The 15997-nt window shown below is 60.4% G+C and carries 15 protein-coding genes and 1 pseudogene; 8 read left to right on the forward strand and 8 right to left on the reverse strand.

Going from position 1 to position 15997, the window contains the following annotated elements:
• Window positions 1-36 precede the first annotated feature (36 nt).
• The 4 genes from trkA to def all read right to left on the reverse strand — a co-directional run bounded on the left by trkA (window position 37) and on the right by def (window position 4271).
• A complete protein-coding gene (gene trkA, locus HP15_RS18500; RefSeq protein ID WP_008176663.1) occupies window positions 37-1440 on the reverse strand; it encodes a Trk system potassium transporter TrkA in 1404 nt (467 codons plus the stop codon).
• Window positions 1437-2738: a 16S rRNA (cytosine(967)-C(5))-methyltransferase RsmB gene (gene rsmB / locus HP15_RS18505; protein WP_041645860.1), complete on the reverse strand. Its 1302-nt coding sequence runs from the start codon at window positions 2736-2738 to the stop codon at window positions 1437-1439. The genes trkA and rsmB overlap by 4 nt, the downstream gene beginning before the upstream one ends.
• Before the next feature lies 1 nt (window position 2739).
• Entirely contained in the window at window positions 2740-3675 is a 936-nt protein-coding gene (fmt, locus tag HP15_RS18510) for a methionyl-tRNA formyltransferase (RefSeq protein ID WP_014578874.1), read from the reverse strand.
• 92 nt (window positions 3676-3767) lie between these two features.
• The gene (def, locus tag HP15_RS18515) at window positions 3768-4271 is read right to left on the reverse strand and encodes a peptide deformylase (RefSeq protein ID WP_008176668.1); all 504 of its coding nucleotides are present in this window, start codon (window positions 4269-4271) and stop codon (window positions 3768-3770) included.
• Window positions 4272-4689: 418 nt separating this feature from the next.
• Between def and HP15_RS18520 the strand changes: the two genes are divergently transcribed.
• The 8 genes and pseudogenes from HP15_RS18520 to HP15_RS18555 all read left to right on the forward strand — a co-directional run bounded on the left by HP15_RS18520 (window position 4690) and on the right by HP15_RS18555 (window position 11387).
• On the forward strand, window positions 4690-5706 hold the full coding sequence (locus tag HP15_RS18520; protein ID WP_014578875.1) for a LysM peptidoglycan-binding domain-containing protein: 1017 nt from the start codon (window positions 4690-4692) through the stop codon (window positions 5704-5706).
• Between the two features lie 70 nt (window positions 5707-5776).
• Window positions 5777-6919, forward strand: coding sequence for a DNA-processing protein DprA (gene dprA, locus HP15_RS18525; protein ID WP_014578876.1), 1143 nt, complete (start codon window positions 5777-5779; stop codon window positions 6917-6919).
• Window positions 6920-6964: 45 nt separating this feature from the next.
• A complete protein-coding gene (locus tag HP15_RS18530; protein ID WP_014578877.1) occupies window positions 6965-7537 on the forward strand; it encodes an L-threonylcarbamoyladenylate synthase in 573 nt (190 codons plus the stop codon).
• Window positions 7538-7545: 8 nt separating this feature from the next.
• Window positions 7546-8471: pseudogene (gene hemF / locus HP15_RS18535) on the forward strand (oxygen-dependent coproporphyrinogen oxidase).
• A complete protein-coding gene (gene aroE / locus HP15_RS18540; RefSeq protein WP_014578880.1) occupies window positions 8464-9291 on the forward strand; it encodes a shikimate dehydrogenase in 828 nt (275 codons plus the stop codon). Before hemF ends, aroE begins: the two are co-directional and overlap by 8 nt.
• A 54-nt stretch (window positions 9292-9345) precedes the next feature.
• Window positions 9346-10119, forward strand: coding sequence for a motility protein A (locus HP15_RS18545; protein WP_041645862.1), 774 nt, complete (start codon window positions 9346-9348; stop codon window positions 10117-10119).
• A gap of 4 nt (window positions 10120-10123) precedes the next feature.
• Entirely contained in the window at window positions 10124-10957 is an 834-nt protein-coding gene (locus HP15_RS18550; RefSeq protein WP_014578882.1) for a flagellar motor protein MotB, read from the forward strand.
• A 112-nt stretch (window positions 10958-11069) separates the two neighbouring features.
• Window positions 11070-11387 (forward strand): PA4642 family protein, encoded by a 318-nt coding sequence (locus HP15_RS18555; protein WP_014578883.1) that lies wholly within the window; start codon window positions 11070-11072, stop codon window positions 11385-11387.
• 41 nt (window positions 11388-11428) lie between these two features.
• On the opposite strand, the gene HP15_RS18560 is transcribed toward HP15_RS18555, so the two are convergent.
• The 4 genes from HP15_RS18560 to HP15_RS18575 form a co-directional block, all read right to left on the reverse strand.
• The gene (locus tag HP15_RS18560) at window positions 11429-11884 is read right to left on the reverse strand and encodes an Hsp20/alpha crystallin family protein (protein WP_014578884.1); all 456 of its coding nucleotides are present in this window, start codon (window positions 11882-11884) and stop codon (window positions 11429-11431) included.
• Between the two features lie 189 nt (window positions 11885-12073).
• On the reverse strand, window positions 12074-13624 hold the full coding sequence (locus tag HP15_RS18565) for an alkaline phosphatase family protein (protein ID WP_014578885.1): 1551 nt from the start codon (window positions 13622-13624) through the stop codon (window positions 12074-12076).
• Entirely contained in the window at window positions 13621-15726 is a 2106-nt protein-coding gene (gene mdoH / locus HP15_RS18570; RefSeq protein ID WP_081449855.1) for a glucans biosynthesis glucosyltransferase MdoH, read from the reverse strand. Before mdoH ends, HP15_RS18565 begins: the two co-directional genes overlap by 4 nt.
• On the reverse strand, window positions 15719-15964 hold the full coding sequence (locus tag HP15_RS18575; protein WP_014578887.1) for a hypothetical protein: 246 nt from the start codon (window positions 15962-15964) through the stop codon (window positions 15719-15721). Before HP15_RS18575 ends, mdoH begins: the two co-directional genes overlap by 8 nt.
• Window positions 15965-15997: the final 33 nt, after the last annotated feature.

The following is a 15997-nucleotide window of genomic DNA, read 5'->3' on the forward strand; positions in this document are numbered from 1 at the left end:
GGCGCATTATACGCGTGCTGGCTGTGTATTTCTAAGTCAGAAGAAGGTAAGGCCCACCTGGAAGAGTTTTTCCACATCCCGGATGCGGGTTTTGTCCACCAGGAACAGGATTACGTGGTCGTCCGGCTGGATCCGGAGGTGATCGTGGGCGATCAAAACTTCATTGCGGCGCACGATGGCGCCGATGGTGGTGCCTTCTGGCAGGTTGATTTCATCAAGCCGTTTACCGACCACTTTCGAAGATCTGTGATCCCCGTGGGCAATCGCTTCGATTGCCTCCGCTGCGCCCCTGCGCAGTGAGTGAACGTTCACAACATCACCCCGGCGAACGTGGGTCAGAAGGCTGCCAATGGTGGTCTGCTGGGGCGAGATGGCCACGTCGATGTCGCCGCCCTGAATCAGATCCACGTAGTCCGGATTGTTGATCAGGGTCAGGACCTTGCGGGCGCCCAGGCGCTTGGCCAGAAGCGACGCCATGATGTTGGCTTCATCATCGTTGGTCACTGCGCAGAACACATCGGTGCTCTCGATGTTCTCTTCCAGCAGGATATCCTTGTTGGCGGCGTTACCCTCCAGAACCACGGTCTTACGCAGGTTCTCCGAGAGCATGACGCAGCGCTCGTGGTCCCGCTCCAGCAGTTTGACCTGGTACCGGTTCTCGAGGGTATGGGCAAGCCGCTGACCGATATTGCCGCCCCCGCAGATGAAGATGCGCTTGTAGGGTTTGACCAGGGGTTGGAGTTCGCTCATCACCGACTTGATGTGGTCGCCGGCGGCAATGAAGAACACCTCGTCCCCGTCTTCAATCACCGTGTTGCCCTCGGGCATGATCGCCCGGTCTTTGCGGAAGATGGCCGCCACCCGGGTATCGATCTTGGGCATGTGGGTGCGCAGGTAAGACAGCTCATGGCCCACCAGCGGGCCACCCTTGGTGGCACGGATGGCGACAAGGCGGGTCAGGCCCTTGGAAAACTCCAGTACCTGGAGGGCGCCGGGGTTCTCGATCAACCGGGTGATGTGTTTGGTCACCAGGTGTTCGGGGCTGATCAGAACATCAATGGGAAAACCCCGCAGGCTGTCGAGGTCCTTGGTCTGGTCGCGCTGGTAGAAAAGTTCGGATTTCGCCAGATAGGCGTTGGCTCGTACCCGGCATATGGTGGTCGGGGTCTTGTACAGCAGTTTGGCCACCTGGCAGGCGACCATATTGGTCTCGTCACTGTTGGTGACGGCAATCAGCATGTCGGCGTCTTCGGCCCCGGCCTGTCGCAGTGCCGTGGGATAGGACGCCGCGCCCTGAACGGTGCGGATGTCGAGCCGGTCCTGCAATTCGCGCAATCGGGCACCATCGCTGTCGATAATGGTGATGTCGTTGGCTTCGTTGGCTAGGTTTTCGGCAAGTGTACCGCCGACCTGGCCGGCACCGAGAATCAGGATTTTCATGGTTCGGGTTTCTCCAGCACGGCGTAGAAGAAGCCGTCATGGCTGTCCGGATCCGGGAGCAGTTGCCGCCCCGCACCCATATCGCGTCCCCATTGAGCCTCCGGCTCAACGAGAATGGCATCGGTCTGCTGCTTGCAAAACCGCTGAATTATACGGTGGTTTTCCTGCGGGAACACCGAGCAGGTGGCATACACCAGCCGGCCTCCGGGTTTCAGGATAGCCCACATTGCGTCCAGCAACCCGAGCTGTATGGCCGCCAGGGGGGTAATGTCCGATTCACGGCGCAATAACTTGATATCAGGGTGGCGGCGAATCACGCCGCTGGCGCTGCAGGGCACGTCCAGCAGAATGCGATCGAATGCCTCGCCGTCCCACCATTGGTCGGTCGCAGCGGCATCCGCCTGTTTCAGGGTGGCGTTGAGATCAAGTCGGTCCAGATTCTCCTGAACCCTGGGCAGGCGATCAGCGGATTCGTCGATGGCGACCACTTCTGCCAGCTCGCCACAGCTCTCCAGAATCGCGCAGGTTTTGCCGCCGGGAGCGGCACAGGCATCGAGAACCCTCTGGCCAGGCGCCAGGTCCATCAGGGTGGTGCACAATTGCGCGGCCTCATCCTGCACGCTGACAGCGCCATCGGCGAACCAGGGCAGCCGGTCGACAGGAACCGGAGTAGCCAGTTGAATGCCGTGGGGTGCGAAGCGCGTTGCCTTTGCCTCGATGCCGGCCTCAGCCAGCAGGCCAAGATACTCATCCCGGGCAAAACGGAGGGCATTTACCCGCAGGGTCATGGGGGCCTGGGCATTGTTGGCGTCGAGAATGTGATGCCAGTTTTCCGGCCAGTTGTGGCGGAGCTTTTCCACCATCCACACCGGGTGGCTGAACCTGGCGGCATCGTCTGCCGGTTCTTGTGCGCCTTCCCGCTCCGCGGCCCTGAGGACACCATTCACCAGCCCGGTCAGATGGGGTTTGTCCAGGGCGCGACAGGCTTCAACAGTTTCATTGAGAACGGCGTAATTGGCCTGTTGGCTGAAGCGCAACTGGAACAGGGCAACCAGCATCAGGTGATGGATGATGCGGTCGGGCTTGCGCAGAGGTTTTTTCAGCCGGTTGTTGAGCTCGCCGTCCAGGCGATAAAACCAGCGGCAGGTGCCGTAACAGAGCGCCTGGAGAACCGGGCGTTCATTGGCGGGCAGGCGGTTCAGTGCGGGCGGCAGGCACTGGGACAGGGACTGGCCATTCTCCACGGAAAGCATCACACCCGCGGCGATGGCGCGCATGGGGTGTTGTCGGTCGCCCATCTCAGCGCAGCTCCTGGCCGGGCATGAGCAGTTCCTTGCCGCCATTGATCAGGTCGTTCACGCTTTGGGCGCGGGAGCCCGGCAGCTGGAGACGGGTGATGCGCAGGGTGCCGTTGCCGCAGGCAATGTCGATCCCGTCCCGGTCCCGTTGTACTACGGTGCCGGGGAAAGCGTCGCTGGCGGTAACCAGGGCCTGGGCTTCGTGAATCCGGATACGTTGGTCACCCAGATCGGTGTAGGTTCCGGGCCAGGGGTTAAAGGCGCGAACCAGCCGTTCAATCGCTGTGGCATCTGCGGCCCAGTCAATATGGCCTTCGGTCTTGCTCAGTTTGCTGGCGTAGCAGGCCAGCTGGTCGTTCTGGGGTTCCCCGGTGAGTTCGCCCTTCTTAAGAAGCTCCAGGGCCTTGATGATGGCCTGGCCACCCAGTTCAGCCAGGCGGTCATGGAGACTGCCGCCGGTGTCGTTGTCCTCGATGGTGGTCAGGGATTTCAACAGCATGGCGCCGGTATCCAGGCCCTCGTCCATCTGCATGATGGTGATGCCGGTTTCCGCATCGCCTGCCGCTATGGCCCGCTGAATAGGTGCGGCGCCGCGCCAGCGCGGCAGCAGCGAGGCGTGGATGTTCAGGCAGCCGTGGGTTGGAATGTCCAGGACCGCCTTCGGCAGGATCAGACCGTAGGCCGCGACAATCATCACGTCCGGATTCAGATCGGCCAATTGTTTCTGGGCGTCGGGCGTTTTCAGTGTTTCGGGCTGGAAGACCTGGATCCCGTGGTCCAGCGCCACCTGCTTGACCGGGCTGGGCTGCAGCTTCCGGCCACGGCCGGCGGGACGATCCGGCTGGGAGTAAACGCCAACAATGGTGTGGCCGGCTGCAATAAGGGCGCGGAGCGCGGTTGCCGCAAAATCCGGTGTACCAGCAAAAACAAGTCGCACGGTGTAGTGATCTCTGTTCCGTTGTATACGAAAAGACCGGGTCATGACCCGGTCCGGAATAGTGTCTGGTTTTGGGCTAGGCCAAAGCCTGATCAGGCACTTTTCTTGTGCTGCTTCTCCAGCTTTTTGCGAATGCGGTTCCGCTTGAGAGAGCTGAGGTAGTCAACGAACAACCTGCCGTTCAGGTGATCCATCTCATGCTGGATACAGACAGCCAACAGGCCTTTCGCTTCCAGTTCAAACGGTTTGCCGTCCCGGTCCATTGCACGGATCATGCAGTGTTCGATCCGCTCAACGTCTTCGTAGAAACCGGGCACAGACAGGCAACCTTCCTGCATGGCTTCCCGTTCGCCGTCCAGCACTTCCACCTCGGGATTGATGAACACCCGCGGCTCGCTCTTGTCCTCGGACAGATCCATAACGATGATCTGTTTGTGCACATTCACCTGGGTGGCCGCAAGGCCAATGCCGGGCGCATCGTACATGGTCTCGAACATGTCGTCGATCAGCTTGCGGTCGGCGTCTGTCACCTCTTCTACCGGTTTGGCAATGGTGCGTAGACGGGGATCCGGGTATTCGAGAATCTCTAGTATCATAGGTCGGTCTTTTAGCCTGTATGTCGGGATGCCCGCGGTATTGTGCCGGCATGCCTTTTGACTTTGCTGCTCTTTGTAACAGTGTGAAACTGATCTCCGAAATGCGACAGCGTACTGCGCAAATTTTCACCTTGCCTCTACTATTATCGGGGCAAGGCCCCAGCTTTCAACGGCTGGAGGGGTTCTCAAGCTTTATACGAGTATTATCCAACAATTCGTCGATTGAGTACAAACTGATCAGTTAATAGTTAAAATCTTTCAACGACGGGATAGAATTTACTGGAAGAACAAAAGATAACATCACAATTTGCGAGACTTCTTCTATAGTAACTGGAATAACAACGTAATAAGCTGCAGGTAACTGACTGCATCCCAACAGAATGCAAAGAATCAAGGCACGCGATCAAGGACTTACACAATGAGGAAACTGCTGTACGCTCTGGCAGCAACTACGCTGCTTATAACCTCCTGGGCTCATGCTGCACCGGAGCTGCGGTCCGATCATCCCGAGCGTTACACCGTAGTTAAGGGTGACACCCTCTGGGACATTTCGGCCCGTTTTCTGAACAACCCCTGGTACTGGCCGGAAATATGGCATGTAAACCCGCAGGTCGCCAACCCTCACCTGATTTATCCCGGTGATCGCCTTGCCCTGGTTTATATTGATGGCAAGCCCCGTATTACGAAGGTTGCCAGCAACGATGTCGTAAAGCTGTCGCCCAAGGTACGTTCCGAGCCCATCGATACGCCCATCCCGGCGATCCCGCTTGATGCCATTGGCAGTTTCCTGACGGACACCCGTATTGTCAGCCCGGAAGAAATCAACGGTGCTCCGTATGTTCTCGAAGGTGAAGACGGCCGGATTATCACCGGTGCCGGCGACAAGCTGTATGCTCGCGGAGAAAAGCCTGCAGACAAGGTGGGTGTATTCCGTCGCAGCAAGGAATTCCGGGATCCGGATACTGGCGAGTTCCTCGGTCTTGAGGCGCGCAGTATTGCCCGTGGTGATGTCGCCCGGGAAAACGGCGATGTGTTGACCGTAAACCTGACCAGCTCCAGCGAAGAAGTTCGCATTGGTGACCGACTGATGGTGAGTGAAGACCGCCGTCTGACCACCAGCTTCGTGCCAAGTGCTCCCGACCAGGATATTGAAGGGCAGATGATCTCGGTTGACGGTGGTGTGAGCCAGATCGGTCAGTTTGATGTGGTTGCCATAAACCGCGGCACCCGGGAAGGTCTGGAAGCTGGCAACGTGATGGCCGTACTGAAAAGCGGCAACCTGGTTCGCGATCCGGTGACCGGAGAAACCATCGAGCTGCCCTCCGAGCGTGCCGGGTTGTTGATGGTGTTCCAGGCCTACGAAAAAATGAGCTACGGTCTGGTGCTGCAGGCCAGCCGCGTGTTGACGGTGGGTGACAAGGTTACCAACCCCTGATTGACTGACTACCGATAGACGCAATGGCTGGACCAGGAAGGTCCGGCCTCGCTGTTTCAAGGATGATGCCGTGTTTTCCTCTGCCACAGCCCAATGGCTGTTCCTGACTTGCCTGCCCGGCCTCGGCCGTACCCGTCGGCGTGAACTGCTGACTGAATTTCCTGATTTGCCCCAAATGCTTTCCATGAATGCTGCTACCCTGCGGGCCGTGGGCATGACTGCAGACGCCATGGCCGCAATCCAGGCCTGGCAAAAGCAGGATGATGCGCATCCGGCGATTCGTGAGGTGCGGACCATCCTGCACGATTGTCAGAAGCATGCCGTCGGTATTCTGACCTGGGAAGATACCCACTACCCCGAGCAGCTCCGGCACATTCACGACGCGCCCCTGGTGCTCTTCACCCGAGGTGATACGGAGCTCCTGGCACGGGACCAGATCGGTATCATCGGTAGCCGCAAGGCTACGCCCGCCGGTCTGGATCATGCCCGGCGTTTTGCCGCCGAACTGAGCGCCCGCGATCTGATGGTGACCAGCGGTCTGGCGCTGGGGGTCGATGGCGCTGCCCATGCGGGGGCACTGGATGCGGGGTATCCCACCGTCGCGGTGATTGGCTGTGGCCTCGACCGCGTCTACCCTCACCAGCATCGCCGCCTGGGTGAGCGAGTCGTTGCCGACGGACTGATGATTTCCGAGTATCCTCCTGGCACGCCGGCAAGAGCCGCGCACTTTCCCCAACGCAACCGGATTATAAGTGGCCTGAGCCGTGGCGTGCTGGTGGTCGAGGCGGGCCTGCGCAGTGGCTCCCTGATTACCGCGAGGATGGCGCTGGAGCAGGGGCGGGAAGTATTCGCCATTCCCGGCTCGGTGCACAGCCCTGTTGCCCGGGGGTGTCATCACCTGATCAAACAGGGTGCCCGCCTGGTGGAAACGGTGGAGGATATCCTGGAGGAGCTTGGTGCCTGGTGGTCCCCGCCGCTGGCAAACGAAGCGGCTGGCACCCCGGAGCCGAAGCCCGGAGGCAAGGGCCCGCTGGCCGGCCTCGACGGCCGTGAAATCGCGGTGTTTGAGGCTTTAGGGTATGATCCACAGTCAACCGATGCACTGAGTTCAGCAACCGGCCTTCCTGCCGATCAGCTTATGCAGTCCCTGTTGCTTCTGGAGTTGCAGGGGCTGGTCAGCTCGGCACCGGGAGGCTTTCAGAAAATCGCCTGAACCCCGTGTGATCATCTAACCGGATCAACGTCTGACACAAGCAGTATGGCCCATTCCCACCCCCTATCTGACTGGCAATTGCACTGCGCTCGCCGCACGGTTCTCGGAGGCGGCGTTATTGCCTATCCCACCGAGGCTGTCTGGGGGCTGGGTTGTGATCCCTGGGACCAGGAAGCGGTGGAGAAGGTTCTGGAGCTGAAGCAGCGCCCAGTCGAGAAAGGCGTGATTCTGGTGGCTTCTTCCCTTGACCAGGTCCGCTTCCTGCTGGATCCCCTTCCCCCTCTGCTCCGGGCCGAGGCTGAGCGGCACTGGCCCGGCCCCGTGACCTGTCTGCTGCCAGACCCGGAGCGACAGGTGCCGGAATGGGTGCGCGGGAAGCACAGTTCCATCGCGGTTCGGGTCAGCGAGCACCCGGTGGTGCGGGCGCTCTGTGAAGCGACGGGCATGCCCCTGGTCTCCACGTCCTGTAATCCGGCCGGGCGACAGCCTGCCCGCCATATCTGGCAGGTGCGCGGGTATTTTGGCGATCAGTTGGACTGGATCGTTCCGGGAGCACTGGGCGGTAATCGCAAACCCAGCCGTATTATTGATATTGTCAGCGGTCAGCAACTTCGTTAGGAGCGTTTATGGCAAAGCAACCCGACAGCCAGGCGGTCAAGCAGTATCTGCTGGGCCTGCAGGAGTCCATCTGCAACCGTCTGGAGGCCCTCGATGATGGCGCATCGTTCATCAAGGATGCCTGGGACCGGCCCGAAGGTGGTGGTGGCGTCAGCCGGGTGATCACCGAAGGCCGGGTGTTCGAGAAAGGTGGTGTTAATTTCTCTCACGTCATGGGCGATACCATGCCAGCTTCGGCCACCGCTCATCGTCCCCATCTGGCCGGTGCACCCTGGCAGGCCATGGGTGTGTCACTGGTGATCCACCCCAACAACCCCTATGTGCCGACCTCCCACGCCAACGTGCGGTTTTTATTGCCACGCCGCAGAACAGCGAGCCGGTTTACTGGTTTGGCGGCGGCTACGACCTGACGCCTTACTACGGTTTTGAGGAAGACTGTGTGCACTGGCACCGGACAGCCCGCGATGCCTGCGAGCCGTTCGGAGAGGGCACCTACAAGCGCTTCAAGGACTGGTGCGATGATTACTTTTATCTGAAACACCGGGATGAACCCCGGGGTGTTGGTGGTCTGTTTTTTGATGACCACAACACCGGCGACTTCGAGCAGGATTTCGGCCTGATGAAAGCGGTGGGCGATAGCTACATAGACGCCTATGAGCCGATCGTCCGGCGCCGAATGGATCATCCGTTTGGTGACCGTGAGCGGGATTTCCAGCTCTACCGCCGGGGGCGCTACGTGGAATTCAACCTGGTCTATGACCGCGGCACCCTGTTTGGCCTGCAATCCGGCGGTCGCACCGAATCCATACTGATGTCCCTGCCGCCGCTGGTGCGCTGGGACTACAACCGGACCGCCGAGCCCGGTTCGGAAGAAGCCCGGCTGACAGACTATTTCCTGACCGGGCGGAACTGGTTGGAGACCCAAGATGACTAACGATCTCTACGCGGTAGTTGGCAACCCCATCAGCCACAGCAAATCGCCGAGGATCCACAGCCTGTTTGCCAGCGAGACCGGTGAGCCGGTTGAGTACACGGCCATCCAGGCGCCACTGGATGATTTTGCCGGCACGGTGAGGCAATTCTTTGAACGGGGTGGCAAGGGCCTGAACGTAACCGTGCCCTTCAAGGAGGACGCCTGGAAGCTGGCGGACCGTCGTACCGAGCGGGCCGAGAATGCCGGGGCCGCCAATACCCTGTATCTCGATGACGAGGGCCGGCTCACCGCTGACAACACTGACGGGTGCGGTATTGTGCGAGACCTGGTTGTGAACCACGGTGTTGTCCTTGGGCAGGCACGCATCCTGGTGCTGGGGGCCGGTGGCGCGGTTCGTGGTGTTCTGGGGCCGATCCTGGCGGAGCATCCTGCCGCCATTACCATTGCCAACCGGACGGTTTCCAAGGCTGACGCGCTGGTTAACCTGTTTAAACCCGTGGCGGGCGAGACCGCGCTTTCTGCCTGCGGATTCGAACAGCCCCGGGAGCCTTTTGACGTGATCATCAACGGTACCAGTGCCAGCCTCCAGGGCGATCTGCCACCGCTGTCACCGGAGGTACTCGGAGAGCAAACGGTGGTCTACGACATGATGTATTCTCTGCAAACCACGACGTTCAATCAGTGGGCGCTGGAACAGGGTGCACAGAACGTTCATGACGGGCTTGGTATGCTGGTGGAGCAGGCGGCGGAATCCTTCCGTATCTGGCGCGGCGTGAACCCTGCCACCGGCCCCGTCATTGAGGAATTGCGTAACGACTGAGCCGCTGCCCCCGGATTGGGCTATGCTCAGGGTCAACTTCCGTAGGGATTTTTGATGGATATTCTTACCCTTGTAGGGCTAGTGGCAGGTGTCCTGATCGTCATCATGGCGATGCTCGCCAATGCCTCTTTCCTGACGTTCCTGAACCTTCCGGGGCTTGCCATTGTGCTGGGCGGAACCTTCGCCGTTACCCTGATCAAATTCCGAATGGCGTCAGTCATGAGCGCCTTCCGCCTGGCCATGTCGGCGGCGTTCACCGACCGTATGGCGCGGCCGACGGAGTTGATCCGGGAAGTGGGTTCGCTGGCCATGGTGGTGCGTAAGGAGGGCATTCTGGGCCTGGAAAACCACCAGACTGACAACGAGTTCCTCCAGAAGGCCATCAATCTGTGTGTCGACGGCCACCCGCCGGAACTGGTGGAGGAGGCGCTGGCCCAGGAAACCCAGCAGACCGCCGAACGGTACGAAGTGGCCGAGCGGGTGTTCCGGGGCATCGGCGAATCGGCTCCGGCCATTGGCATGCTGGGCACCCTGGTAGGCCTGGTGCAGATGCTCAACACCCTCGACGATCCGTCCTCCATTGGCCCGGCCATGGCCATCGCCCTGCTTACCACCTTGTACGGTGCGTTTATTGCCCAACTGGTTGCCCTGCCCCTGGCCGACAAGCTACAGCTGAAAGCCGAGGACGAGGCCCGGAACCAGGTGCTGATCATCACGTCCATCAAGAACATCATGCGCGGTGAGAATCCCCGGGTAATGACCGAACTGCTGTCGTCGTTTGTTCACCCGGAGCAGCGCACCGGCCTGGCGCCGGAGCGGGAGGCCTGAGGGTTTGGAACTGGTCCATAAGAAAAACAGGAAGCGTTTGCAGAACCAGACGCCGGCCTGGATCGTCACATTTGCCGATCTGGCCACCCTGCTGCTGACCTTTTTCATACTCCTGCTTTCGTTTGCCGAGATGGACGTGGAGAAGTACCGGGCCATGGCCAATTCCATGGCGGTCGCTTTTGGCTCCAGTAATGTCCTGGCCGATGATATCGGTGGTTCCCCGCTGACCATGATTGAATCCGAGACGGTCTCCCTCCCGGAGCCAACGGAATCCCAGACCAGGGAGCCCGAGTTTATTGATGAGCGCGCCGAGGGTGTCGCGCCCACCCAGATCCCCGGCGGCGTGATTGATCTGGCCAGCCGGATGATCCGGGAGCTGGAATCGGAAGTCGCGTCGGAAGCCCTGAGTGTCAATTACGACCAGAACCAGGTGGTGATCCGCTTTTCCGAGGAAGCCACCTTTCGATCCGGTGAGGCCGCCATAAAGCCCGAGATGATTCCGATCATCGAACGGGTGGTCAATGTGCTGTCCGCCTGTACCGGAGATGTCCTGGTGTCCGGCTACACCGATGACCGGCCCATCTCCAGTGACCGCTACCGTTCGAACTGGGATCTTTCGGCGGCCCGAGCCGTGTCCGTCGTGCACGAGCTGGTGATGAACCGCCAGGTACCCGCCGACCGCGTGGTGGCGGCCGGTCGAGCCGAGACCAATCCTCTGGCGCCTAACGATTCGCCAGAGAACCGGGCCCTTAACCGTCGGGTGGAGATCGCGATTCGTAATCCCGAGTGCAACGATGACGTCCCGACCGGCGACCTTCCGGTCGAAATCATGCCCTGAGTCTTATATCCGGCGTGAAGCTTCTCATTCGTAATCCATATAACTGTCGTGCTTTCAGGGCTTTATACTGTCCGCCGTTTATTGACTGGCACAGCGGAGCGAGAGGGTAACCATGAGTGGACCGGACAAGCCAAAAGTGATTGGCGAAGAGTGGAGTGATGAGCGGGTCAGAAGTTTTCTGGCTATCCAGCCCTGGGATGCTGCCGAGAACCCTGACTTCAACGCCCTGTTGAAAGCCTATCAGGCGATGCGGGCCGAAGATTTCGAGCGCTTTATCGGCTTTTTTGTTGCCGAGGGTCGGGATCTGAATGCCGCAGGCCCAGACGGGGAAACCATTCTTGACCTGATTTCCCGTCATCGCCGCAGTGTCGATTATGCCCGGGCGCTGGAGAACGCCGGCGCCAAGAAAACGGCCGCGGCGGGCAACTGAGCCCAGCGCGGCCGCTTCATCTGGTTTGAGAACAATGGCGTTTACTGCACGTCAACTTCAATGGCCTTGGGCTCTTTCGGCTCGGCTTTCTGAAGCGTCAGTGTGAGCATGCCGTCCTTGAAGTTCGCCTTCACGCTGTTTTCGTCAACGTTGTCCGGCAGTGTGAAGCGGCGAAGGAAGCTCCCGTAGAATCGTTCGATCCGGTGATGCTTCTTGTCCTTGGATTCATCTTCACTCTTGCGTTCGCCCTGAATGCTCAGAACGCCCTCGTGTACCGTTACCTTTACGTCTTCCTTGGACATACCCGGCAACTCTGCCTCGATGGTGAAGGCCTCAGGAGTTTCTTTGATGTCTACGGCCGGCGCCCAGTCGCTGCGGCTGAATACGTCTTTACCTTCGCGCTCGCCGCCTGAGCGGGCCAGGCCAAACATGCGGTTGTAGCGGTTCATCAGGTCTTCGAACTCATTGACCGGATTCCAGCGGGTAAGATTGCTCATAAAGCATCCCTCCTTTTCAAACGAAACGAATCTGAATAGTTGAGCATCAGCTTCGATCGCGGAACTGCTCCATGCCGGTGGCGCCTGCCGGATGGCTATCCGTGAACCTCTGCTAATTCCGAATGTAGGTGCAGCGAAAATGTTTTCAAGGGTGGGGTTGGTCGAATTTTGATCAGGGTCAAATTGGCTTCAGAGTTCCCCGAAATGCCGGTGTAAAAACGGACGGAATTGGCTCATGGTGGCGCCAGCCGTCTCCGGATCGGGCCGGATACCGGATTGGAAACCCGGGAGCTCGCCGGACAGGAAAGGTTCCACCAGCGATGGGTTGGCACTGATGACATGAACGACCACATCCCGGCTGGCCTCCTCGCCGGTGATAAGTGGCGCCGGCTGATGATCACCCAGAATGATCATCAGGGCGTCCTGGCGCAGGTAGTGGGCGGCGAAGCCCCCGGCAACTTCCAGGGCATAGGCAATCGCCTGACCGTAATGTTCCCTGACCCGGTCCGGATCGCGCCACAGCGAAACCGGCGCCTCGCCAGCACCCTCCCAGCGCCGGAACACTTCACCGTTGCCGATGCTTTGCCAGTCATCGAGCACCGGCAGGATCGGCACCCAGGGAGCGTGGCTGCTGATCAGCGCCAGCTCGGCAAAGAGCGGCCCCTCATTCGCATCGCGAATGTCCTGAAACCGGTGCCAGGTGTACTGGTCGGGCATGGTGACCCAGTTGAATGGTGGCCCCTGGTAACCCAGATCATCGTGATCGTAAATCCGGTCGTAGCGGAACAGCCGGCCCTCGGGCCAGGCCTGGGTGATAGCCGGCATCACGGCGACAGTGCTGTGCCCTGTGCTGCGGAAGTCATCGATCAGCGTGGCGTAGCCGGAGCTGAGGAGGGTTTCGTAGGCAAGCTGGTTGTGGATCCACTGGCCACTCAACACGGATAGATGACCAAGCCAGGACTGGCCACCCTGGATGGGTGATTGCAGCCGGCCAGTCACCACCGATAGCCCGGCCGCATCAAGGGACCGGCCCAGGGCCTCAAGGCCCGGATTGACGAGTGACCGGTAGCGCTCGTCCGTGACCGTCGACACCCCGTAGGATTCGATAAAACCCAGAATGACATCGGTATGTGCCAGCCTTGGCAGGGGCGTTGCCCGGCCTTCCCGCCCTGGCTGCGCACTCAATTCGTTGGCAAAGTCGCGGGTTGTCTGGTGAGTGTGAGTGATCAGGGAGGCCTGATTGGCAACGAAGGCCAGCGCCGGGCTGCCAATCCAGGGCGTGATGGCCCCGGCCAGAAACAGGCCAGCCACAAACCAGAGCGGTTTGCCCAAGTGTGCCGGCGAGTGGTGCGCCAGCCGTTCCAGGCCATGGCGAAACAGCCAGCCCACGCCTGCAAGCAAACCCAGCAGAGCGGTGAGGGCTGCAATCGCCAGAACCGCTCCCAGGTTTGTGTTGAGCAGATTCCAGGCCGCATCCAACAGGCCAACTTCAAGATACAGGTTCAGGCCTCGGCCAAGACTCTCCCGAACCAGGGCATCTGCCAGAACAAGCAGGAACAGAAACGCGTAGGCGACGGCCAGCAAACGAGCGACGCGGTATCTCCGCTGGGGATCCCTGAGCCCGCAAATGATGGCCCACAGGACCAGGGCCTCCAGAGAAAGCCAGGGGGTGTTACCCGGCAATGCCAGAGATGGAAACAGGAACAACCCGTTCAGCAGAAAAAGCCAGACCAGTATCACGACGCGACCTCAACCCAGGCGATCTGTTCCTGCCGACGGGGCAGGGGCGCCGGTATCGGCGAGTCTCCCTCAACCGATTGTGCCATACGAGTCAGTGTTTCCCGCCAGGGTGATTCGTGGGAGGCATGCCAGACGCGCCAATGCAGGGCGGCTAACGCCTCCGGATGTTTGCAGATCAGGCTGAGCTCCCGGTGAGTCAGGCCCTGCTTTCCTTCCGTGGCGCAGCGATCCACCAGAGACGCCAGGGCCCGCGCTTTCTTGCCCCGTAATGGCGAGGCACTTCGCCTGTGGTCCCGGGCGGAAACGGGAGACAGAACCATCTGTTCGAACCAGTCCAGGCCGCCCGGTGTCCGATGACCCATAGGTGCGGGACCGGCAAGATCAATCACCCTCGTTGTCCGGTAATCTTCGGGCACAGCCAACCATTGCCCTTCCCCCGGTTTTCGGCTCAGCCACCAGGCCAGAGCAGGTGAAAACAATACCGGTGCCAATACGGGCAGGGCCCAGGGTGTCAGCGACGGCGCGTGCCATTGGATCAGGCTGAGCGCCGCAACGGCGGAAGCCAGCAGGAGGGCAAAGTGCCGAAGGCTGAGCCCCGGCTTGGCACCGCCGGACCGGTTCTGTCCCTGCCAGCCAACTCTGAGATTCGACAGCGCGCCCCCAACATGGAAGGTGTGAATCAACATCCGGATGGGGGCCAGCGCCAGTGCTGCGAGCGTCTCCATCAGCGTGTTCCCCGAGAGCCTGAGCAGCCCGCCAAACCTGGAAGTCCGCTTTGCCAGCGCGTGGTCCGTTATCGCAAGCAGCCGGGGGCCGAACAGCAGCACCGAAGTCACCAGGACCAGCAGAAAGCCCGGACCAGAGCCTGTGTCCGTGGTAGCCATCACGCCCGGCAAAGCCGGCGTCGAATCGGCCAGCGCCACATAGCCGGACAAGCCCAGGAAAACCAGCCAGAGCGGAGAGGCCAGGTACGAGAAAATTCCGGTTGCCAGGGCCATCCGATGGGCGAGCCGGATCTTCCCCAGGGTTGCCAGTAACCAAAGATGCTGGAGGTTGCCACGGCACCAGCGCCGGTCCCGGATCAGGTCATCCTCGAGAGTCGGCGGTGATTCCTCAAAACTGCCGGCGATGGCAGGTTCCAGCCAGACCTCGTAGCCGGCCCGTCCCATCAGTGCCGCTTCGATAAAATCATGGCTGAGTACCGGCCCCCGGAACAGACCGGGCCCGCGAAGCTTGCGAAGACCACAGTGGGTCATGAACGGCGCTACCCGGATGATTGCATTGTGGCCCCAATAGGTGGCCTCTCCCAGCTGAATGGCGGCCAGTCCGGAACCGTAAAGCCTGCCATAACAGCGGTTGGCGAACTGTTGCAGACGCGCAAATCGGGTTTCTGCCCGGGCAAGGCGGGGTGTGGTCTGAATAATCCCCGCTTCGGGCCGGGCTTCCATGAGCTGTATCAGGCGGGTAATGCAATGGGCACTGAGCAGGCTGTCGGCATCCAGAACCACCATGTAGCGGTAGCGCCGGCCCCATCGACGCAGGAAATCGGCGATATTGCCGCTCTTGTAGTTCAGATTGATGTTGCGTCGCCGGTAAAACAATTGCTGGCCGGGCGCCAGCTCTGTGCGTATCCGGTCGCAGGTGGCCTGTTCCTCGAGCCAGATTTCCGGGTCCCGGCTGTCCGAGAGCACATAGAAATCAACGGATTCCTGCTGTCCCGTTCGTTCGAGATCGCGGATGATTGCTTTCAGACCGCCGAGGGTGCGCTGCACGGGTTCATTGCAAACGGGCATCACGACGGCGGTAGGTGCGACCGTTGCTTCTTCGGGCGTAGGCTGCCCAACGCGGCTGGACAGGCTCCAGGGGTCGCCGCCAAAGCGGAGCGCAAAAAAGCCAAAAACGGCGGTCCAGAAGCCCACGCCTATCCACGCAAAGAGGAGCCCGAAGACGGCCAGCAACGTGGCAGTCGTTCCGCCATTCGCCTGCTCCGGCACTGTCTGGGCAAACAAATAGACGCCGGCCAGGGTTTGAGCGGCCACCAGGAAAACAAGCAGAAGGCGTCGCCGGAACGCGACCGGGCGCCAGCACGCGGCGCTATTCACGAGGGTAACCGATACTGGCCCGCGTAATGGGTGGCAGAGGGCGCCCCTGGCATGGCCCGGGCAGGGTAAACCACTCCGGCATCCGCGCCAGCAACTGCCCGTTGCTCAAGGCCGGGTTTTCAGTGGCGTGTACCTGCAGCAGGCTGTGCAACCGCGCCCGGGTTTCAGGACCGGTATCGTGGCCTGCCGCGCGCAGGTAGAGCAGTGCTCGATCAAACGGTTGGTCTGGTGTGTCCACAGTGGTCTCCGGGATGTAAGGTACCCCGAAAGA

The sequence above is a fragment of the Marinobacter adhaerens HP15 genome, from assembly GCF_000166295.1.
Taxonomy (GTDB): domain Bacteria; phylum Pseudomonadota; class Gammaproteobacteria; order Pseudomonadales; family Oleiphilaceae; genus Marinobacter; species Marinobacter adhaerens.

Coding starts and splice junctions, on each gene's coding strand:
- trkA (WP_008176663.1), bottom strand. CDS start 1,440: ATGAAAATCCTGATTCTCGGTGCCGGCCAGGTCGGCGGTACACTTGCC.
- rsmB (WP_041645860.1), bottom strand. CDS start 2,738: ATGGGCGACCGACAACACCCCATGCGCGCCATCGCCGCGGGTGTGATG.
- def (WP_008176668.1), bottom strand. CDS start 4,271: ATGATACTAGAGATTCTCGAATACCCGGATCCCCGTCTACGCACCATT.
- HP15_RS18520 (WP_014578875.1), top strand. CDS start 4,690: ATGAGGAAACTGCTGTACGCTCTGGCAGCAACTACGCTGCTTATAACC.
- HP15_RS18530 (WP_014578877.1), top strand. CDS start 6,965: ATGGCCCATTCCCACCCCCTATCTGACTGGCAATTGCACTGCGCTCGC.
- aroE (WP_014578880.1), top strand. CDS start 8,464: ATGACTAACGATCTCTACGCGGTAGTTGGCAACCCCATCAGCCACAGC.
- HP15_RS18545 (WP_041645862.1), top strand. CDS start 9,346: ATGGATATTCTTACCCTTGTAGGGCTAGTGGCAGGTGTCCTGATCGTC.
- HP15_RS18555 (WP_014578883.1), top strand. CDS start 11,070: ATGAGTGGACCGGACAAGCCAAAAGTGATTGGCGAAGAGTGGAGTGAT.
- HP15_RS18560 (WP_014578884.1), bottom strand. CDS start 11,884: ATGAGCAATCTTACCCGCTGGAATCCGGTCAATGAGTTCGAAGACCTG.